The 17,760-nt window shown below is 73.8% G+C and carries 18 protein-coding genes and 1 tRNA gene; 11 read left to right on the top strand and 8 right to left on the bottom strand.

Translation table 11 applies throughout. The features are described 5' to 3' along the window. The first annotated feature begins 146 nt into the window (after positions 1-146). Both ACGFRB_RS28330 and ACGFRB_RS28325 read left to right on the top strand, forming a co-directional pair. The gene (locus ACGFRB_RS28330; protein WP_393247041.1) at positions 147-2,195 is read left to right on the top strand and encodes a tetratricopeptide repeat protein; all 2,049 of its coding nucleotides are present in this window, start codon (positions 147-149) and stop codon (positions 2,193-2,195) included. A 104-nt stretch (positions 2,196-2,299) separates the two neighbouring features. Beyond that, positions 2,300-2,373, top strand: a tRNA-Met gene (locus ACGFRB_RS28325). Between the two features lie 158 nt (positions 2,374-2,531). On the opposite strand, the gene ACGFRB_RS28320 is transcribed toward ACGFRB_RS28325, so the two are convergent. From ACGFRB_RS28320 to hisN, 3 genes are all read right to left on the bottom strand, one after another. Beyond that, entirely contained in the window at positions 2,532-2,954 is a 423-nt protein-coding gene (locus tag ACGFRB_RS28320) for a Fur family transcriptional regulator (RefSeq protein WP_363001474.1), read from the bottom strand. Positions 2,955-3,136: 182 nt separating this feature from the next. Next, the gene (locus ACGFRB_RS28315; protein WP_393247159.1) at positions 3,137-3,523 is read right to left on the bottom strand and encodes a cyclic nucleotide-binding/CBS domain-containing protein; all 387 of its coding nucleotides are present in this window, start codon (positions 3,521-3,523) and stop codon (positions 3,137-3,139) included. Between the two features lie 277 nt (positions 3,524-3,800). After that, positions 3,801-4,619: a histidinol-phosphatase gene (gene hisN, locus ACGFRB_RS28310; RefSeq protein ID WP_363001472.1), complete on the bottom strand. Its 819-nt coding sequence runs from the start codon at positions 4,617-4,619 to the stop codon at positions 3,801-3,803. Between the two features lie 131 nt (positions 4,620-4,750). Between hisN and ACGFRB_RS28305 the strand changes: the two genes are divergently transcribed. Further along, entirely contained in the window at positions 4,751-5,455 is a 705-nt protein-coding gene (locus ACGFRB_RS28305; protein ID WP_393247039.1) for a TetR/AcrR family transcriptional regulator, read from the top strand. Here ACGFRB_RS28305 and ACGFRB_RS28300 read toward each other — a convergent pair. The 4 genes from ACGFRB_RS28300 to ACGFRB_RS28285 form a co-directional block, all read right to left on the bottom strand. Next, complete coding sequence (locus ACGFRB_RS28300) at positions 5,347-5,670, bottom strand: multidrug efflux SMR transporter (RefSeq protein WP_363001468.1); 324 nt, start codon at positions 5,668-5,670, stop codon at positions 5,347-5,349. The two genes, ACGFRB_RS28305 and ACGFRB_RS28300, sit on opposite strands and share 109 nt — an antisense overlap. A gap of 249 nt (positions 5,671-5,919) precedes the next feature. Next, a complete protein-coding gene (rsgA, locus tag ACGFRB_RS28295) occupies positions 5,920-6,930 on the bottom strand; it encodes a ribosome small subunit-dependent GTPase A (protein ID WP_393247037.1) in 1,011 nt (336 codons plus the stop codon). A gap of 3 nt (positions 6,931-6,933) precedes the next feature. Continuing rightward, entirely contained in the window at positions 6,934-8,262 is a 1,329-nt protein-coding gene (gene aroA / locus ACGFRB_RS28290) for a 3-phosphoshikimate 1-carboxyvinyltransferase (RefSeq protein ID WP_393247035.1), read from the bottom strand. Positions 8,263-8,360: 98 nt separating this feature from the next. Further along, positions 8,361-9,074: a M50 family metallopeptidase gene (locus tag ACGFRB_RS28285; RefSeq protein ID WP_393247033.1), complete on the bottom strand. Its 714-nt coding sequence runs from the start codon at positions 9,072-9,074 to the stop codon at positions 8,361-8,363. Positions 9,075-9,122: 48 nt separating this feature from the next. Between ACGFRB_RS28285 and ACGFRB_RS28280 the strand changes: the two genes are divergently transcribed. The 8 genes from ACGFRB_RS28280 (at position 9,123) to def (ending at position 17,143) form a co-directional block, all read left to right on the top strand. Beyond that, a complete protein-coding gene (locus tag ACGFRB_RS28280) occupies positions 9,123-9,944 on the top strand; it encodes an SOS response-associated peptidase (RefSeq protein ID WP_363001460.1) in 822 nt (273 codons plus the stop codon). A 119-nt stretch (positions 9,945-10,063) separates the two neighbouring features. Then, positions 10,064-10,741 carry an alpha/beta family hydrolase gene (locus ACGFRB_RS28275; protein WP_393247031.1) on the top strand — a complete coding sequence of 226 codons (678 nt, stop codon included), beginning with the start codon at positions 10,064-10,066 and terminating at the stop codon, positions 10,739-10,741. A 245-nt stretch (positions 10,742-10,986) separates the two neighbouring features. Next, complete coding sequence (locus ACGFRB_RS28270; RefSeq protein ID WP_363001795.1) at positions 10,987-11,643, top strand: sigma-70 family RNA polymerase sigma factor; 657 nt, start codon at positions 10,987-10,989, stop codon at positions 11,641-11,643. Beyond that, positions 11,640-11,975 carry a mycothiol system anti-sigma-R factor gene (gene rsrA / locus ACGFRB_RS28265; protein WP_393247029.1) on the top strand — a complete coding sequence of 112 codons (336 nt, stop codon included), beginning with the start codon at positions 11,640-11,642 and terminating at the stop codon, positions 11,973-11,975. Before ACGFRB_RS28270 ends, rsrA begins: the two co-directional genes overlap by 4 nt. A gap of 246 nt (positions 11,976-12,221) precedes the next feature. After that, positions 12,222-13,793, top strand: coding sequence for an HD-GYP domain-containing protein (locus ACGFRB_RS28260; RefSeq protein ID WP_393247157.1), 1,572 nt, complete (start codon positions 12,222-12,224; stop codon positions 13,791-13,793). After that, positions 13,790-15,277, top strand: coding sequence for an HD-GYP domain-containing protein (locus tag ACGFRB_RS28255; RefSeq protein WP_393247027.1), 1,488 nt, complete (start codon positions 13,790-13,792; stop codon positions 15,275-15,277). The genes ACGFRB_RS28260 and ACGFRB_RS28255 overlap by 4 nt, the downstream gene beginning before the upstream one ends. Positions 15,278-15,424: 147 nt before the next feature. Then, positions 15,425-16,405, top strand: a complete 981-nt coding sequence (locus tag ACGFRB_RS28250; protein WP_361230931.1) for a hypothetical protein — start codon at positions 15,425-15,427, stop codon at positions 16,403-16,405. An 81-nt stretch (positions 16,406-16,486) separates the two neighbouring features. Further along, positions 16,487-17,143 (top strand): peptide deformylase, encoded by a 657-nt coding sequence (def, locus tag ACGFRB_RS28245; RefSeq protein ID WP_363001450.1) that lies wholly within the window; start codon positions 16,487-16,489, stop codon positions 17,141-17,143. A 9-nt stretch (positions 17,144-17,152) separates the two neighbouring features. Here the strand turns inward: def and ACGFRB_RS28240 are convergent, their stop codons facing one another. Then, positions 17,153-17,557: a DUF2809 domain-containing protein gene (locus ACGFRB_RS28240; RefSeq protein WP_363001448.1), complete on the bottom strand. Its 405-nt coding sequence runs from the start codon at positions 17,555-17,557 to the stop codon at positions 17,153-17,155. Positions 17,558-17,760 lie beyond the last annotated feature (203 nt).

The raw sequence follows: 17,760 nt of genomic DNA, 5'->3' as shown, positions 1-17,760 counted from the left end.
CCGTGTCCCCCGAAGGGCGGTACGAGAGAGGCGAGTTGGTGCCAAACGTGTTTCACTTGTCTCTCTGTGGGCATGTCGACAAAACGCTGAAGTGACCTCACGGGCTGCGGTATACCAGGTGTACGCGGGTTGCGGGTGGTGCGACGATGGGTTTTATGGGGGACAGGGCAACTCTGTTGGAGACAGGGCGGTTTGTGCAGCGGCGTGCCGATAACGCCGCAGACGAGATCATCGAGGCCGCGGGGGCCGTCGATGCCACCGTCGGCAGCACCGCCGCCGACCACGAGACCGACCACGAGACCGAGGCCGAGACCGAGGCCCGCCACCGCCTCGCCGCCGAGAAGGGTGACGCCGCGGCCATGAGCGTCCTCGGCGCGATGCTGCTGCGCCGCGGGGACCTGGACGGCGCCGAGCCGTTCCTGCGGGCCGCGACCACCCAGGGCGACCGGGCGGCGGCCAACAACCTGGGCGTGCTGCTGCACCAGCGTGGCTACCCGGACGAGGCCGCGGCCTGGTGGCGGGTCGCCGCCGTCGCGGGCTCCGCGCCGGCCGCGCACGCGCTCGGCCGGCACCACCGCGAGCGCGGCGACGAGCCGGCCGCCGAGTACTGGCTGCGCCAGTCCGCCGAGCAGGGCCACGCCCTCGGCGCCTTCGCGCTCGCCGATCTGCTCCAGCACCGCAGCGACGTCGGCGCCGAACGCTGGCTGCGCGCCGCGGCCGAGCAGGGCCACCGCGAGGCCGCCTTCCGGCTCGCCCTCGCCCTGGAGCACCGGGCGACCGAACCGGCCCGCGGACCGCACGCGTACGGCCCTGGCGGCGGCCCCGGCACCGGGACCCGGCTGCGCGCGGCCTTCCCGCCCGTCGCCCCCGCCCCGTCCGCCGCACCCGCCGCGCCCGTCACTCCCGGCGGTGACATCGGTGTCATGCCGCTTCCCCGTACGGGCGAAGCCGCGGCGGGGAGCGCCACCGACAGCGGGCCCGCGGGCGGGCTCGCCGAGGCCGAGCAGTGGTTCCGGCAGGCCGCCGCGCGCGGCCACCGCAAGGCCGCCCTGCACCTCGGCGCGATCCTGGAACAGCGCGGCCAGCTGAAGGAGGCCGGCCGCTGGTATCTGATGTCCGCCAAGGACGGCGAGGCCAAGGCCGCGTGCGCGCTCGGCTTCCTGCTGCGCGACGCGGGCGACGAGGAGAGCGCCGCCGTGTGGTGGCTGCGGGCCGCCCAGGAAGGCGACGGCAACGCCGCCAACGCGCTCGGCGCGCTGCACGCCGCCCGGGGCGAACAGCAGACCGCCGAGCGCTGGTACCGCGCCGCCATGGACGCGGGCGACGTGAACGGCGCGTACAACCTCGGTCTGCTCTGCGCCGCCCAGGAGCGCGTCGCCCAGGCCGAGCAGTGGTACCGCCGCGCCGCCTATGCCGGACACCGCGAGGCGGCCAACGCGCTCGCCGTCCTGCTGCTCCAGGCCGGTGACGCGAACGGCGCCGAACCGTGGTTCTCCAAGGCCGCCGAGGCCGGCAGCGTCGACGCCGCCTTCAACCTCGGCATCCTCTACGCGGGCCGTGACGACGACCGCTCCGCCCTGATCTGGTACGAGCGCGCCGCGGCCGCCGGCCACACCGAGGCCGCGCTCCAGGTCGGCATCGCCTGTCTGCGCGACGGCGACGAGCAGGGCGCCGAACGGCATCTGCGGTGCGCGGCGGGCGGCGGCAGCGCCGAGGCGGCCTACCGGCTCGCCACGGTCCTCGACGCGCGCCGGCCGGCCCCCGGCCCGGTGGTGCTGGGCGCCCCGCGCGCCGAGAAGAGCGAGTGCGAGGAGTGGTACGAGCGGGCCGCGGGCCAGGGCCACCGCCGCGCCCAGGTGCGGGTCGGCATGCTCGCCGCCGACCGGGGCGATGTGGCGGAGGCGGCCCGCTGGTACCGGGAGGCGGCCGAGGCGGGCTCCCGCAATGGCGCCTTCAACCTGGGGCTGCTGCTCGCCCGCGAGGGCGGCGAGCGCGAGGCCGCCCTGTGGTGGACCCGTGCCGCCCACGCCGGACACGGCCGGGCCGCGCTCCGGCTCGCCCTGCTCGCCGCCCGGCGCGGGGAGCTGACCGAGGGCCGCCGCTGGTGCGACCGGGCCGTGGAACTGGGCCCGTCCGAGGTCGCCGAGCGGGCGGCCCGGCTGAGCGAGGCCCTGCACCAGGAGCTGACCGCGTGACGCTGTCGTGTGACGGGTGGGACGCGTGTGGCGCGTGTGCCGTGAGGGTGCCCTGATACGGATTTGCTCTGGTCGGAGCCGTCCCGTAAGGTTGGGTTCACCGACGCGGGGTGGAGCAGCTCGGTAGCTCGCTGGGCTCATAACCCAGAGGTCGCAGGTTCAAATCCTGTCCCCGCTACTCAGTAGCCGAAGGCCCGGATCGTTTCTCACGATCCGGGCCTTCGCCGTTGTCCGGCCCTGTGCGCGGGTGGGCGTACACGCGGGAAGCGCGGGCGCGTACGACAAAGGCCCCCGCCGTCGGGCAGGGGCCTTGTTTCGTTCAGGAAGCGCGTCGCGTCAGACGCCGGCCGCCATGCAGCCGGGGCAGATGCCGCGATAGGTGACCTCGACCTCGGAGATCGCGAAGCCGAAGCGCTCGGATGCGGGGAGGGAAGTCAGCGGGTCGCCCGCCGGGTGCACATCGCGGATCGCGCCGCAGCGGGCGCAGACCAGGTGCTGGTGCGGGCGGTGGGCGTTGGGGTCGTACCGCTTGGCGCGGCCGTCGGTGGCGACCTCGATCACCTCACCGAGCGTTACCATTTCGCCCAGCGTGTTGTAGACGGTCGCCCGGGAGATCTCGGGGAGCCGTTCCACCGCGCGCGAGTGGACCTCGTCCGCGGTCAGGTGCACATGCTCCCCGTCCAGCACCTCGGCCACGACGCGACGCTGCGAGGTCATCCGCCATCCGCGGCCGCGCAGTCGTTCCAACAGGTCACTCATGGGCGTCAGCCTAACAGCCGAGCGGGCTGTTCTTGAATGAGTGTGATTTTGGATACGGGTTCGAGTTGGACTCTGTCCAGAATCTGGGACGTGGGGGTGGACGGTGTGGGTGGCCGGGCTCCCGTGGTCCGTCCCGGCCCGCGTACCTCCCGGCTCGGGGGCCCGGGGGTGTGCGGGCGTCGTCAGGCGGCCAGCCGGGCCGGGGCCCAGCAGCGGACGATGTCGCGTACGGAGACGATGCCGACCGGCCCGAGGTCGTCGAGCACCACCAGGTGGCGGAAGCCGCCGCGGGTCATCGCCTCCGCGGCCTCCTCCAGGGTCCAGGTCGGCGCCGCGTAGACGACGTCCCGGGTGGTGTGCGCGTCGGCGGTCTCCAGGTCGGGATTGCGGTCCATGCCGATCGCGTCGAGGATGTCGCGCTCGGTGAGGATGCCAAAGCCTCCCGCGTCGCCGTCCTGGACGACGGCGGAGCCGACGCGGCGCGCCGACATCAGACGGGCCGCTTGGCGCAGGGTGTGGGCCGGGCCGATGGTGAGGATCGTGGTAGTCATGGCGTCGCGGACGAACATGGAGGGAACCACCCCCGAATCGTGGCCTTCGAGAACCCGTTCACAAGTTCACAAGTGAAGGGAGTCTCAGATTCGCACTGGGGGGAGAAGGGCGGCAAGGGGGCGCGTGGAGCACCGCGGGAGCGCTGAGGGGCGGCCGGACGGGGCACGGGGCGGACGGCGGAACGCGGACAGGCCGCCCCCGGCAGGGGACGGCCCGATCAGAGGTGGACAGTCGCGATCAGGGGCGATCGGAAGTCGTCGGAGGCGACCGGGGCGACCGGAGTGACCGGGGTGGTCAGGCGAGGTCGTCGTCAGCGGGCCGCTGGTTGAGATAGCTGAGCAGCTCGCCGTGGAGCAGCCCGTTGGACGCCGCCGCGTTCCCGCTGTGCGGGCCGTGCCGCCCGTCGAGCCCGGTGAAGGTGCCGCCGGCCTCCTGCACCACGATCGCCGTCGCCGCCATGTCCCACAGCGACAGCTCCGGCTCCGCGCACAGGTCCACCGCGCCCTCGGCGACCATCATGTACGGCCAGAAGTCGCCGTACGCCCGGGTCCGCCACACCGCGCGCGTGAGGTCGAGGAAACCGTCGAGCCGGCCCCGCTCCTCCCAGCCGCTCAGGCTGGAGTACGCGAACGAGGCGTCCTCCAGGCGCTCCACCTTCGACACCCCGATCCGGGACGCCGAGGCCAGGCTGCGGCCGGTGTACGCGCCGAGCCCCTTCGCCGCCCACCAGCGGCGGCCGAGCGCGGGCGCCGACACCACGCCGACCACCGGCTGGAAACCGGTCTCCCCGGCCTCCATCAGCGCGATCAGGGTCGCCCAAACGGGTACCCCGCGCACATAGTTCTTGGTGCCGTCGATCGGGTCGATCACCCAGCGGCGCGGGCCCGAGCCCTCGACCCCGTACTCCTCGCCGAGGATCGCGTCCCTCGGCCGGGCGCGCTGCAGCTGCCCCCGGATCAGCTCCTCGGCGGCCTTGTCGGCCTCGCTCACCGGAGTCATGTCGGGCTTCGTCTCGACCTTCAGGTCGAGAGCCTGGAACCGGTCCATCGTGGCCGCGTCCGCGGCATCCGCGAGGACATGGGCCAGACGCAGGTCGTCGTGGTAATCGGCCATGCCGGAACTCTATCCCCCGAAGAGCCGCCCCCTGGCCGGGGACCTTGACAGCGCGTGGCCGGCTGCCGACGCTGGGCACGGGTCCGTGGCTGCGGATCCGTACGGTCCGGGAGACATTCCGGGAGGCGCCCATGCCGACTGCCCGCGAGGCCCTGCTCGACGCCGCGCTCGACGCGCTCGTGCACCGGCCCTGGTCCGCCGTGCGGATGGCTGATGTGGCCAGGGACGCCCGGGTGTCCCGGCAGACCCTCTACAACGAGTTCGGCAGCAAGGAAGGGCTGGCCCGGGCCCTGGCCCGGCGGGAGGCCGACGCCTATCTCCAAGGGGTACGCGGGCTGCTCGCCGCCCCGGCCCCGCCCGCGCGCAATCTGGCCGCCGTCGCCGAGTGGACCGTGGTGCGCGCCGCCGAACGCCCGCTGCTGCGCGCCCTGCTCACCGACGCCTGGAGCGACCGGCTGCCGCGGCCCCGTCCGGTCCGCGCCGGGGCCAGGGCCGCGCCCCTGCCCGCCCAGCGGCGGGCCGACGAGGGACCGCCCGCGCCCGGTGAGCTGGTCGCCGAGGCCGCGGCCTCGGCGGGGGAGCGGTGGGCGGCGGGCTGTGAGCTCGCCGTACGACTGGCGCTCAGTCATGTGGTGGCACCGGCCGTCCCCTGGAGTGCGCAAGGCGCACCGGGCTCACCGGGCACGCGGGGTCCACAGGGCGCGCTGGGCGCGGCAGGCCGGGACGGTCAGTGCGCGGAGCCGGAGAGCTGGAGTCCGACCACGCCCACGATGACCAGTGTGATCGAGACGATCTTGAGCGTGGACACCACGTCGCCCAGGAAGACCATTCCGTAGATCGCCGTTCCGGCCGCCCCGATCCCGGTCCACACCGCGTACGCCGGACCCACGTCAAGGCGTCGCAGTGCCAGGGTCAGCAGGCCGAAGCTGCCGAGCGCGAAGGACGCGAACGCGATCGTCGGCCACAGCCGGGTGAAGCCGTGCGAGAGCTTCAGGCAGACCGCGAAGCCCGTCTCCAGGAATCCGGCGATCACCACCAGCAGCCACGCCATCGTCAGTGCCTCCCACGCCTCGGTGACCGCTCCGCCACTCGCATCCCGTGGCTCACTCGGCTCACTTGGTGCGATTATGCACTTACCAACCGTGGCGGCCCGCAAACGTGCGCGATTCCGCCGCGACTTCGGTGACTGGTGGCCCGACGCCCCGTCAGCCCGGCGAGCGGACGGCCCGGCGAGCGGACGGCCCAACAGCCGGCAAGCGGTCGACCCGTCGGCCCGGCCCGGCGCAGGCCCGGTGAGGGATCAGTCGCCCTCGCGCCGCTCCCGGGTGGCGAGCAGCCGCCGCAGCGACACCAGCCGCGCCGGATCGGCGTGTCCCGCCTCGACCCAGGCGTCCAGCGCGCAGTCCGGCTCGTCGTGGCTGCACGCGCGCGGGCACTCCTCGGTACCCGCCTCCAGGTCGGGGAAGGCGTGGATGACCCGGGACGGGTCGATGTGCGCGAGCCCGAAGGACCGGATGCCCGGGGTGTCGACCACCCACCCTTCGGCCTTGTCCAGCGGCAGCGCGAGCGCCGAGGTCGTGGTGTGCCGGCCGCGGCCCGTCACCGCGTTCACATGACCGGTGATCCGCCGCCGCTCCTGTGGGACCAGCGCGTTCACCAGCGTTGTCTTGCCCACACCCGAATGGCCCACGAACGCGGTGACCCGGCCGTCCAGATAGGTCCGCACCCGGTCCGCCGCCCCGCCGTCGTACAGCTCGTCGCGGTTGACGACCACGTACGGGATGTCCAGAGCGCCGTACAGCTCAAGGAGCGCCGACGGCGGCGCGAGGTCCGACTTGGTCAGCACCAGGAAGGGTTCGAGCCCGCCGTCGTACGCCGCCACCAGACAGCGGTCGATCAGCCGGGGCCGGGGCTCGGGGTCGGCCAGGGCCGTGACGATCGCCAGCTGGTCGGCGTTGGCGACGACCACCCGCTCGTACGGATCGTCGTCGTCGGCCGTCCGGCGCAGCACCGAGCTGCGCTCGCCGATCCGCACGATCCGCGCCAGGGTGTCCTTCTCCCCGGACAGATCGCCCACCAGGGAGACCCGGTCACCCACCACCGCGGCCTTGCGGCCCAGCTCGCGGGCCTTCATCGCGAAGATGATCCGGTCGTCGACCAGACAGGTCAGCCGGCCCCGGTCGACGGTGAGGACCATGCCCTCGACGGCGTCCTCGTGCTTCGGGCGGATGCTCGTACGGGGGCGGCTTCCCTTGCGGTTGGGCCGCTGGCGGATGTCGTCCGCGTCGGTGTGCTTGCCGTAACGCCGCATGACTCAGACCCCGAGCATTTCGGTCCACATCCTCGGGAAGTCGGGCAAGGTCTTCTCGGTCGTCTTCACGTTCTCGATCTCCACGTCCTTCACGGCCAGACCGAGGATCGCGCCCGCGGTCGCCATCCGGTGGTCGTGGTACGTGTGGAAGACGCCGCCGCGCAGCGGGCGCGGGCGGATGCGCAGTCCGTCCTCGGTCTCGGTGACGTCGCCGCCGAGCCCGTTGATCTCGCGGGTGAGGGCCGCGAGCCGGTCCGTCTCGTGCAGCCGCAGATGGGCCACCCCGCGCAGGGTCGAGGGGGAGTCGGCGAGCGCGGCGACGGCGGCGATGCCGGGGGTCAGTTCGCCGACCTCGCCGAGGTCGACGTCGATGCCGTGGATCCGGCCGGTGCCCGTGAAGGTCAGCCCCGCCTCGGTCAGCTCGCAGGAGCCGCCCATCGCGGTGAAGATCTCCCGCAGCGCGTCACCGGGCTGGGTGGTGTGGGCCGGCCAGTCCGGCACGGTGACCCGGCCGCCGGTGACCAGCGCCGCCGCCAGGAAGGGCTGGGCGTTCGACAGGTCCGGCTCCACGACCAGGTCGCGGCCGCGCAGCGCGGACGGGGCGACCCGCCACACGTCGGGCTCGCCGCCGTGCTCCGGCTCGTCGACCAGCGCGCCGGCCGCCCGCAGCATGTCCACCGTCATCCGGATGTGCGGCATCGACGGCAGCCGGCCGCCGACGTGCCGGACCTCGACGCCCTGGTTGAACCGCGCGCCCGACAGCAGCAGCGCGCTGACGAACTGCGAGGACGAGGAGGCGTCGATCTCGACGACCCCGCCCTCCAGCGCGCCGGTGCCGTGCACGGTCATCGGCAGCGCGCCGCGCCCGTCGTCGTCGATCCGGGCGCCGAGCGCGCGCAGCGCGTCGATGACCCCGTGCAGCGGACGCTCGTGCGAGCGCGGGTCGCCGTCGAAGCGGACCGGGCCGTCGGCGAGCGCCGCGACCGGCGGCAGGAAGCGCATGACCGTACCGGCGTTGCCGACGTCCACCGTCGCCGGGCCGTGCAGCCCGGCCGGAACGATCCGCCAGGCCTCGCCGCTGCCGTCCGGGCCGACGCCCTCCTCGATCCGTACGCCGAGGGTGCGCAGCGCCTCCGCCATCAGCAGGGTGTCGCGCGAGCGCAGCGGGCGGCGCAGCCAGCCCGGCTCGGCGGCCAGCGCGGCGAGTACCAGGGCCCGGTTGGTGACCGACTTCGACCCGGGCACGGTGACGGTGGCGTCGACGGCGCCGTCCGCGTACGGGGCGGGCCACAGGCCGGTCAGGGGATCGGTGGACACAGGGCTATCGGTCATGTCCTTAACTCTACGGGGGCACCCCTCACCCGCGGCACGCCGAGCGCCACTGTCCGTGCCCGCCGCCCAATAGGCCGAGCAGCCACCGCCCCCGCACCTCAGAGGCCGAGCAGCCACCCCCCGCCGCCGATCAGGCAGCAGAGCGAGACGGCGTGGAAGAAGAGCAGCCACAGGGTGGGCGGCACATGGGTGAGCCGGCCGAGCTGGTCGGCGTCGGAGTCGCCGGCGCCCTCGCGCCGCCGCTGGGCCTGGAGTTCGAAGGCCGGGCGGACACCGCCGATCAACAGGAACCAGACCACCGCGTACGCGAAGACCGCCTGTACGTCCGGGCCGGTGTAGGCGAGGAACAGATTGAACGCGCCGCCGACCAGCAGCACCGTGAGGATGCCGAACAGGTTGCGGACCATCATCAGCAGCGCCACCAGGAGGATCGTGGCCAGCCACAGCAGCAGGACCGGCCGGTGCGTGCCGAGCAGCGCGGCGCCGCCGAGGCCGAGCAGCGGGGCGGCGGTGTAGCCGGCGGCGGCCGTGAGGATCATGCCGAGACCGGTGGGCTTGCCGCGCGAGACGGTGAGACCGCTGGTGTCCGAGTGCAGCCGGATCGACCGCAGCCGACGACCGGTCAGCACGGCTATCAGCCCGTGGCCGCCCTCGTGGGCGATGGTGATCGCGTTGCGGGACAGCCGCCAGAGCGGCCGGGGCACCACGGCGACGAGCGCCGCGACCGCCGTGGCGATCACGATCCACGACTCGGGCGCGGGCTGGGTGACGAAGAGAAGACCGGGCAGGTGGTCGGGCGTGTGATCGGGCATGTGAGGAAGGCTCTCGGTGGAGGGCGGGACCGTGGCAGTGTGGCACTCATGTGCGGACGGTATGCGGCGAGCAGGCGACCCGAGGACCTGGTGGACACCTTCGGGGTCGAGAAGTGGGATCCGCAGGAGACCCTGGCCCCCGACTGGAACGTGGCCCCCACCAAGGAGGTGTACGCGGTCCTGGAACGCCCCCTCAAGGGCGAGGACGCGGACCCGCGGCGGCCGGTTCGGCAGCTGCGGGTGCTGAAGTGGGGGCTCGTCCCGTCCTGGGCGAAGACCCCCGAGGGCGCCGCCCGGCTCATCAACGCGCGCGCCGAGACCGTGCACGAGAAGCCCTCCTTCAAGCAGGCCTTCGCCACCCGCCGCTGCATCCTGCCCGCCGACGGTTATTACGAGTGGGTGACCGGCGCCGACGAGCGGGAGCTGGAGGTCGAGGGCAAGCGGAAGCGGGCCCGGAAGCAGCCGTACTTCGTGACCCCGGCCGACGGCTCCGTCTTCGCGATGGCCGGACTGTTCGAGTTCTGGCGGGACCGGACGCTGCCCGACGGCCACCCGGCGGCCTGGTGGGCGACCTGCTCCGTGGTCACCACGGAGGCGGAGACCGGCCCGCTCGCCGTCGCCCCCGCCGAGGGCCCGGGCTCGCTCGCCGAGATCCACCCCCGGATGCCGCTGATGCTGACCCCGGACCGCTGGGACGCCTGGCTCGACCCCGCGTGCACCGATCCCGAGGAGGTACGGGCGCTGCTCGCGGCCCCGCCCGAAGGGCTGATGCGGGCCTTCCCGGTGGGGACGGCGGTCAGCAACGTCCGCAACAACGGGCCCGAGCTGCTGACGGAACTGGACGGGCCGGAGGTCGGCACGCTCTTCTGACGCGTACCGCCCTCAGGTACGCCACGTCCCCCACGTACGCACGTGGTCCGTATGCCCGCGGCCCCCGGCGGACGGTGTCCCTCCGTCCGCGTTCGCGCCGGTCACGGCAGGATGAGCGGGTGACCGAGACCGACAGCACCACCGCGAGCGGACGGACGGGCCCCGCGCCCCGGACCGAGACCGTGCCCACCGACGCCGGGGACGCCCGGATCACCTGGATCGACGCGAAGAAGCCGTGGACCGTGCTCGCCGTGAGCCATGGCGCGGGCGGCGGCATCGAGGCCCGCGACCTCCAGGCGCTCGCCGCGGCCCTGCCCGCCGAAGGCGTGACCGTGGCCCTGGTCGAGCAGCCCTGGCGGGTGGCCGGCAAGAAGGTCGCGCCCGCCCCGAAGACCCTCGACACCGGCTGGCGCGGCCTGTGGCCCGCGCTCACCGCGCCCGGCCTGCCGGTGATCGCGGGCGGGCGCAGCGCCGGGGCCCGGGTCGCCTGCCGGACCGGAGCCGAGCTGGGGGCGAGCGCCGTCCTCGCCCTGAGCTTCCCGCTGCACCCGCCGGGCAAGCCGGAGAAGTCCCGAGATGACGAACTCCTCGGCACGGGTCTGCCGACACTCGTGGTGCAGGGCGGCAACGATCCGTTCGGCAAGCCGGCCGAGTTCCCGGGCGGCCCCCACACCCTCGCCGAGGTCCCGTACGGCGATCACGGATTCGCCGTGCCCAAGCGCGCTCCGCTCGGCCAGGACGAGGCCCTGGAGACGCTCGTTCGCGCCGTTTCCGGCTGGATCGCCACCCTCCGCTGACCCCGGGAATGCCGGGGGCGGGCGGGCTGTTGTGACGGACGTCGGTGTGTGAGAGCCAGAAGGAAGAGGGAGACCGCCGCATGGGTTCGACCATCTGCCACGAGCGCCCCAAGGCCACGGCCCTGGAGTGGACCGTGCTGCCGGCGGTGCGTACCGCCCCTGTTCGGGCGGCGGGCGATGTGGATCCTCGTCTATCCTCCGAAGCGAGCGGATCCGTGTTCGGGTCCGCCGTGGCTCTGGAGGAGGTGGGTCCGGTCACCGGGACGGACACAGGGACGGGCGACGGTCCCGAGGAGACGACCGCCGAGCGCAACGCGCGTTTCGAGCGGGACGCCCTCGGCTACCTCGACCAGATGTACTCGGCCGCGCTGCGGATGACGCGCAACGCGGCGGACGCCGAGGACCTGGTCCAGGAGACCTACGCGAAGGCCTACGGGTCCTTCCATCAGTTCCGTGAGGGCACGAACCTCAAGGCGTGGCTCTACCGCATCCTCACGAACACCTTCATCAACTCCTACCGGAAGAAGCAGCGCGAGCCCCAGCGCTCCGCCGCCGAGGAGATCGAGGACTGGCAGCTCGCCCGCGCCGAGTCGCACATGTCGACCGGACTGCGCTCCGCCGAGTCCCAGGCGCTCGACCACCTCCCGGACTCCGACGTCAAGTCGGCGCTCCAGGCGATCCCCGAGGAATTCCGCATCGCGGTCTACCTCGCGGATGTGGAGGGCTTTGCCTACAAGGAGATCGCCGACATCATGGGGACACCCATCGGTACGGTGATGTCCCGACTGCACCGGGGCCGCCGCCAGCTGCGCGGCATGCTCGAGGACTACGCGCGCGATCGTGGGCTGGTACCCGCGGGCGCCGGAGAGTCGTCGCACGATCTGAAAGGTTCGGCCTCATGAGCTGCGGAGAGCCGCACGAGACGGACTGTTCCGAGATCCTCGACCATCTCTACGAGTTCCTCGACCATGAGATGCCGGACAACGACTGCACCAAGTTCGAGGTGCACTTCGAGGAGTGCTCTCCCTGCCTGGAGAAGTACGGTCTCGAACAGGCCGTGAAGAAGCTGGTCAAGCGCTGCTGCGGCAGTGACGACGTACCGGTGGACCTGCGTGCCAAGGTCATGGGGCGGATCGAGCTGATCCGTACCGGGCACCAGATCCCCGAGACGGACGTCGTCGAGACGACGGACGCCGCCGCCCAGACGGCCGAGCCGACCCCGCAGGAGCACTGAGCCCCTCCGCCCTCTCAGGGCATCAGGTACGGCTCGGGGCATCCGGTACGGCGAGGCTCCGCGTGGCACCGCACGGTTTCGCGCGGGCGGCCCCCCGCCGTATCACCGGACACATCGACAGAACCACAGGCCGGGCGAGTCTTTCGCCCGGCCTGTCACGTTCCCGCCGCCCCTGTCACCCGAAGGTGCGAATCGGGTCCGGCGCGCCACGACGCGCCACCCCCACTCACTAGCGTGGCGCGGGTGATGGGCGTGGAGGTCGTTTCGCGCGGGAGGAGTGTCCCGCGTATCGCACGCGGCTACGTCGGCAGCGCCGTACTCGCCGCCGGTGTTGCCGTGCTGCCCGCGTTACGCCCCGGCGCGGCCACCCCCTGGGCCACCGTGCTGCCGCTCGCCGCGCTCTACGCCGCGTGCGAGCTGCCCGCCCGCTGTCCGCGGCTGCGCCGGGCGTACGCGAACGGCGAGGACGGCCGGGGCCGGCTGCCCGCCTGCCTCGGCGCGGGCTCCTTTTTCCCCGTGCTGCTCGCCGCCGCGCTGCTGCTCCCGCCGTCCGCCGCCGCGCTCACCGCCGTCCCCGGCGCCCTGCTCGCCCCCGTCGACGAACCGCCCGTCGCCCTGCGCCGCCTCTGGCGGGCCGCCCGGCTCGTCCTCGCCGTCTGGGCCTCGGCCCGCGTCGGACAGTTCCTGCCGTGCCACGACGCGCTCGGACCTGGCCTCGTCGTCCCCGACTTCCCGTACGTCCTGCTGCCCTCCGGGGCCACGGCGCTCGCCTTCAGCCTGGCCCTCACCGCCCTCGACGGCGGCATCCGCGCCACCGTCGAGGCGGTCCCGCCGTACGCCGCCTGGCGCGGACTGCTCGGCCGGTCCCTCGCCCCGCACGCCGTGCACACCCTGGCCGGTCTGATGATGGCCGTGCTCTGGCGCAGCGACTACGGGCCGGTGGCCGCCGTCTTCGTCCTGCTGCCGGTGTCCGTCTCCTGCTGGGCCTTCGCCCAGTACCACCGCGAGCGAGCCGCCCACCAGGCCACCATCCGGGCCCTGGTGCAGGCCGTCGACATCAAGGACAGCTACACCCGAGGCCACAGCGAACGCGTCGGCCGCGCCTCCGTCCTCATCGCCGAGGAACTCGGCATGCCCGAGCCCCGTCTGGAGGTCGTCCGCTTCGCCGGGGTCCTGCACGACGTCGGCAAGCTCGGCGTGCCGACCCGGGTCCTCAGCAAGGACGGGCCGCTCACCCCCGAGGAGCGCCGGATCATCGAACTGCACCCCGAGTACGGCCACGAGATGGTCCGCGGCATCGGCTTCCTCGGCGAGGCCCGCAGCGCGATCCTGCACCACCACGAGCACCTGGACGGCAGCGGCTATCCGTACGGCCTCAAGGGCGACCAGATCCCCGAGTACGCGCGCGTGGTCGCCGTCGCCGACGCCTTCGACGCCATGACCTCCACCCGCTCCTACCGCCGGGCCCGCCCCGTCGAGGCCGCCCTCGCCGAGCTGGAGCGGTGCGCGGGCACCCAGTTCGACCCCCATATGGTCGCCGCGCTCGCCCGCGCGCTGGAGCGGCACGGCTGGCAGACCGAGGTCACCGCCGACGAGACCGCCGTCCCCACCCCGCGCCCGCCCGAGCCCGCTGGCCCGCGCCCGGCGGAGCCCGTACCGCCCGGTTCCGTTCCGGGCCCGGGCCCCGGGCCCGCCTCAGGTTCCGTTCCCGGCCCCGCCTCCGGCACCTCGGCCTCCGGCCCGGACGCCCCGGAGACTCCGGAAGCGCCGTCCGCCGCCGCACCGGATCCAGCGTCCCTCCAAGAGGAGCGGGCGTGAGGCCCCACCCCGGACGGCCCGGCCGCCTCACCATCGGCGCCGTCCACACCGGCGCCCTGCTGCTCACCCTCGGCGGCCTCGGCAGCGCCCTTCGCGGCGGCCTCGACGACCCCGTCACCGCCCTCGCCTTCGCCGCCCTCATCGGCCTCGGCGAGCTCACCCGCCGGGCCGGCATCGCCACCGCCACCCTGCCCGGCCTCGGCGAGCCGCGTGAACGCGACCCCGCCCCGACGACCGCCGCCGCCTCCCTCGCGTACGCCCTGCTCGGCGGGAACGCCGGACACCCCACCCACCACGGCGTCCTCCAGACCGTCGCCATCGTCGCCCCGGCGGCGCTCCTCGGCGCCCTGCCCCACGTCCTGCGCGGCCGGGGCCCGGAACTCGACCACCTGGCCCGCGGCATCCTGAGCGTCGGTTTCGCGGCCCTCTGTTTCCAGCCGTTCTCCGCCGGGAGCCCGCTCGCGGCCCGCCTCGGCCAGGGCCCCTCGTACGCCCTGCTGCTGCTCTTCCTGTTGCTCCTGACCGCGCTGTGCGACGCCGTCCTCGCCGCCCTGCTGCGCCGGGCTCGTTCCGCCCCCCGTCGCGCCCCGCGCGCCGCCGGCGCCACCCCCGTCCCGGCCGCCCCTTTCGCCCCGCTGCTCCGCGACGAACTGCGCGGACTGGTCGGCATCGGCTCCGCGGTCTGCGCCACCGGCGCCGTCATGGCCCTCGGGGTGGCCGTCGTCGGGCTGTGGGCGCTGCCCGTCTTCGCCGTGCCGCTGCTGCTCGCCCAGGTCTCCTTCCGCCGGTTCGCCGCCGTGCGCACCACCAACCGCGAGACCATCGCCTCGCTCGCCCGCGCCACCGAGGTCGCCGGTTGCACCCGCCCCGGGCACGCCCACCGGGTCGCCGCGCTCAGCCGGGCCGTGGGCCGGGAGCTGGGTCTGGCCGGGGCGGAGCTGACGGTGCTCGCCTACGCGGCGCTCATGCACGACATCGGACAGCTCTCGCTCGTCGACCCCGTGGCCGGCGGCGCCACCGCCCCGCTGCCGCCCGCCGAGCAGCGCCGGATCGCGCTGCTCGGCGGGGCCGTGGTCCGGCAGACCGGCGTCCCGCCCCAGGTCGCCGTCGTCGTGGAGCGGCAGGCCGACCCGTACCGGGAGCAGCCGCTCGCGGCCCGGATCGTCCGGGTCGTCAACGCGTACGACGAGCTGGCCGCCGACGGCGCCGACGGCGCGGGCGGCGGGCCCACCGCCCTGGAGCGGCTGCGGCTCGGCACCGCCCGCGACTACCACCCCGACGTGGTCGAGGCGCTCGCCCGGGTGCTGGCCCGGGGCGGCCCGGCGACCGCCGCGGAGGCCGGAACCACGGGATCCACGGGAACCACGGGATCCGCAGGGGCTTCCGAGGTGGGGACGGGGGCCGCCGCCGGGGCCGCCGGGGCCGGATCCGGCGGGACGGACGGGGTCGCCGAGACCGCTGGGACCCCTGCGGCGACCGCGTGACGGAGCCGGTCGGACACCCTCCGCCACCACCGTCGTACAAGGGCGTCGGCCCTGTCCCACCGGGGTAACCCACGGGTAATGAGCGCGCGTCCGACCGGGCATGGTTGGATGCGAACAAGAGGGTGAAGCGACCGGCAGGCGGGAATCGTGAGGATCTTCGGGAAGGTACGGCATCGGCCCTCCGCCTCGTGGCGGCAGGCCACCGACCGGGCGTTCACGCTGATCGGGGACGGCCGGTACGAGGACGCGGGCGCCCTGCTGACGCGTGCGGCGGACCTGGAGCCCTGGCTCTCCGAGTCCTGGTTCAACCTGGCCCTGCTGCACAAGTTCCGGCACGACTGGGAACAGGCACGGACCGCGGGCCTGCGGGCCGTCGCGCTGCTCGACAAGGAGAACGGCGCCCCGGACTGGTGGAACGTCGGCATCGCCGCCACCGCCCTCCAGGACTGGCCGCTGGCCCGCCGGGCCTGGCAGGCGTACGGCCTCAAGGTGCCCGGCGCCTCCGCCGGCACCGGCGAGCCGGCCGGCATGGAACTCGGCAGCGCGGCCGTGCGGCTCTCCCCGGAGGGCGAGGCCGAGGTCGTCTGGGGCCGCCGGCTCGACCCGGCCCGGATCGAGGTGCTGTCGATCCCGCTGCCGTCGTCCGGGCGGCGCTGGGGCGAGGTCGTGCTGCACGACGGCGTACCCAACGGCGAGCGCACCACCAGCGCCGGCCCCGCCTACCCGGTCTTCGACGAGATCGAGCTGTGGGCCCCGTCCCCCGTCCCCACCTGGGTGGTGCTCCTGGAGGCCGCCACCGAGGCCGACCGGGACGCCCTGGAACAGCTGGCCGCCGACGCCGGCTTCGCCGCCGAGGACTGGTCGTCCTCCGTGCGGCTGCTGTGCCGCGCCTGCTCCGAGTCGACGATGCCCAGCGCCGAGGGCGAGGGCGAGCACCTGGACCCGCACGATCACAGCGAACCGGGCCACCCCGGCCCGCTCGGCCACCGCTCGCCCGGCGAGCTGTGGGTCCCCGAACGCGAATGCGGCATCGCCGCCCCCGCGAGCCTGGTCCGCGGACTGCTCGACGGCTGGGTCGCGGACAGCCCGGACAGCCGGGAATGGCGTGATCTGGAGGAAGTCTGCTGACCGCTCCCCGTAGGCTGTACTCCGGCCCCGCGACCAGCCGTCGGGGGCGGACCGGTTCGAGGAAGAGGGCGTACGGCCGAGATGTCGCAGCAGGGCACTGAGCAGGAGCAGGGACCGATGGGCGTGTACGACGTCGACGACGAGGGCTTCATCGTCGACACCGAGGACACCGACGCCCGCGAGGCGGCCCACCGCGAGCGCGGGACCTCGCGCCCCATCACGGTCGTCGGCAACCCCGTGCTGCACCGGGAGTGCAAGGACGTCACCGAGTTCGGCGACGAGCTGGCGACGCTGATCGACGACATGTTCGCCAGCCAGCGCACCGCCGAGGGCGTCGGCCTCGCCGCCAACCAGATCGGCGTCGACCTCAAGGTCTTCGTCTACGACTGCATGGACGACGAGGGCACCCGGCACGTCGGCCATGTGATCAACCCGGTCCTCGCCGACCTGCCGGCCGACCGCCGCATCCTCGACGACTCCAACGAGGGCTGCCTGTCGGTCCCGACCGCCTACGCGGCCCTGGCCCGTCCGGACTATGCCGAGGTGACCGGGCAGGACATGCTCGGCAACCCGATCAAGGTCCGCGGCACCGGCTACTTCGCCCGCTGTCTCCAGCACGAGACGGACCACCTGTACGGGTTCCTGTACATCGACAAGCTCTCCAAGCGCGACCGCAAGGACGCGCTGCGGCAGATGGCCGAGGGCACCCCGCGCTACCCGGTCGTCGCCAACGACTGACCCTCGCTTCTACGCGCTGTGCGCGTTCTCAAGCGACTTACGCGTGTGTACGGCGCGGTGGACGGCCCAGCCGACCGCCGCGCCGATCGCGTACCAGAGCAGATCCGGCGCGTTGAACGACGTGCCGAGCACCAGGCGCGCGAGCGTGCTGCGCGCGGCCAGTTCCGCCGGGACGCCAGTCAGCTGGAACAGCTCCACCGCGCAGCTGAACCCGAGCGCGGTCCACGCGGCGACGGCCGGCCGTACCCGGGGTGCGACCAGCACCACCAGGGCCAGGACGAGGACCGTGTAGAGCGCGTCGCCCGCGTACTTGGCGACGACGCCCGAGCCCGCGGCCCTGACGCCGAGACCGGCGGCGACGGTGAGCAGGGCGGCGCAGCACGCCATGAGCCGGGGGCGCAGGAGAGTTCCCATGCCGGGGACCCTACGCGGACGGGGGGCCGCCTCTCGCGAGGCGGTCCCCCGTCAGGTCCCCAGGCATATGACAGCCCTGTGACAGGCACATGGCCCGTGGACTAGGGCGTGTTTCGAAAGTCCCTCCTGGCCCGCGACGCCTGGCACGCACGCTCGCTGCGTTGTCGGAGTCATCCAAGTACGTCCAGTACGAGGATGATCCT

It is taken from the genome of Streptomyces sp. NPDC048718, assembly GCF_043198875.1.
In the GTDB taxonomy this organism is placed as follows: Bacteria; Actinomycetota; Actinomycetes; order Streptomycetales; family Streptomycetaceae; genus Streptomyces.
This window is presented reverse-complemented; position numbering and strand designations above follow the sequence as displayed.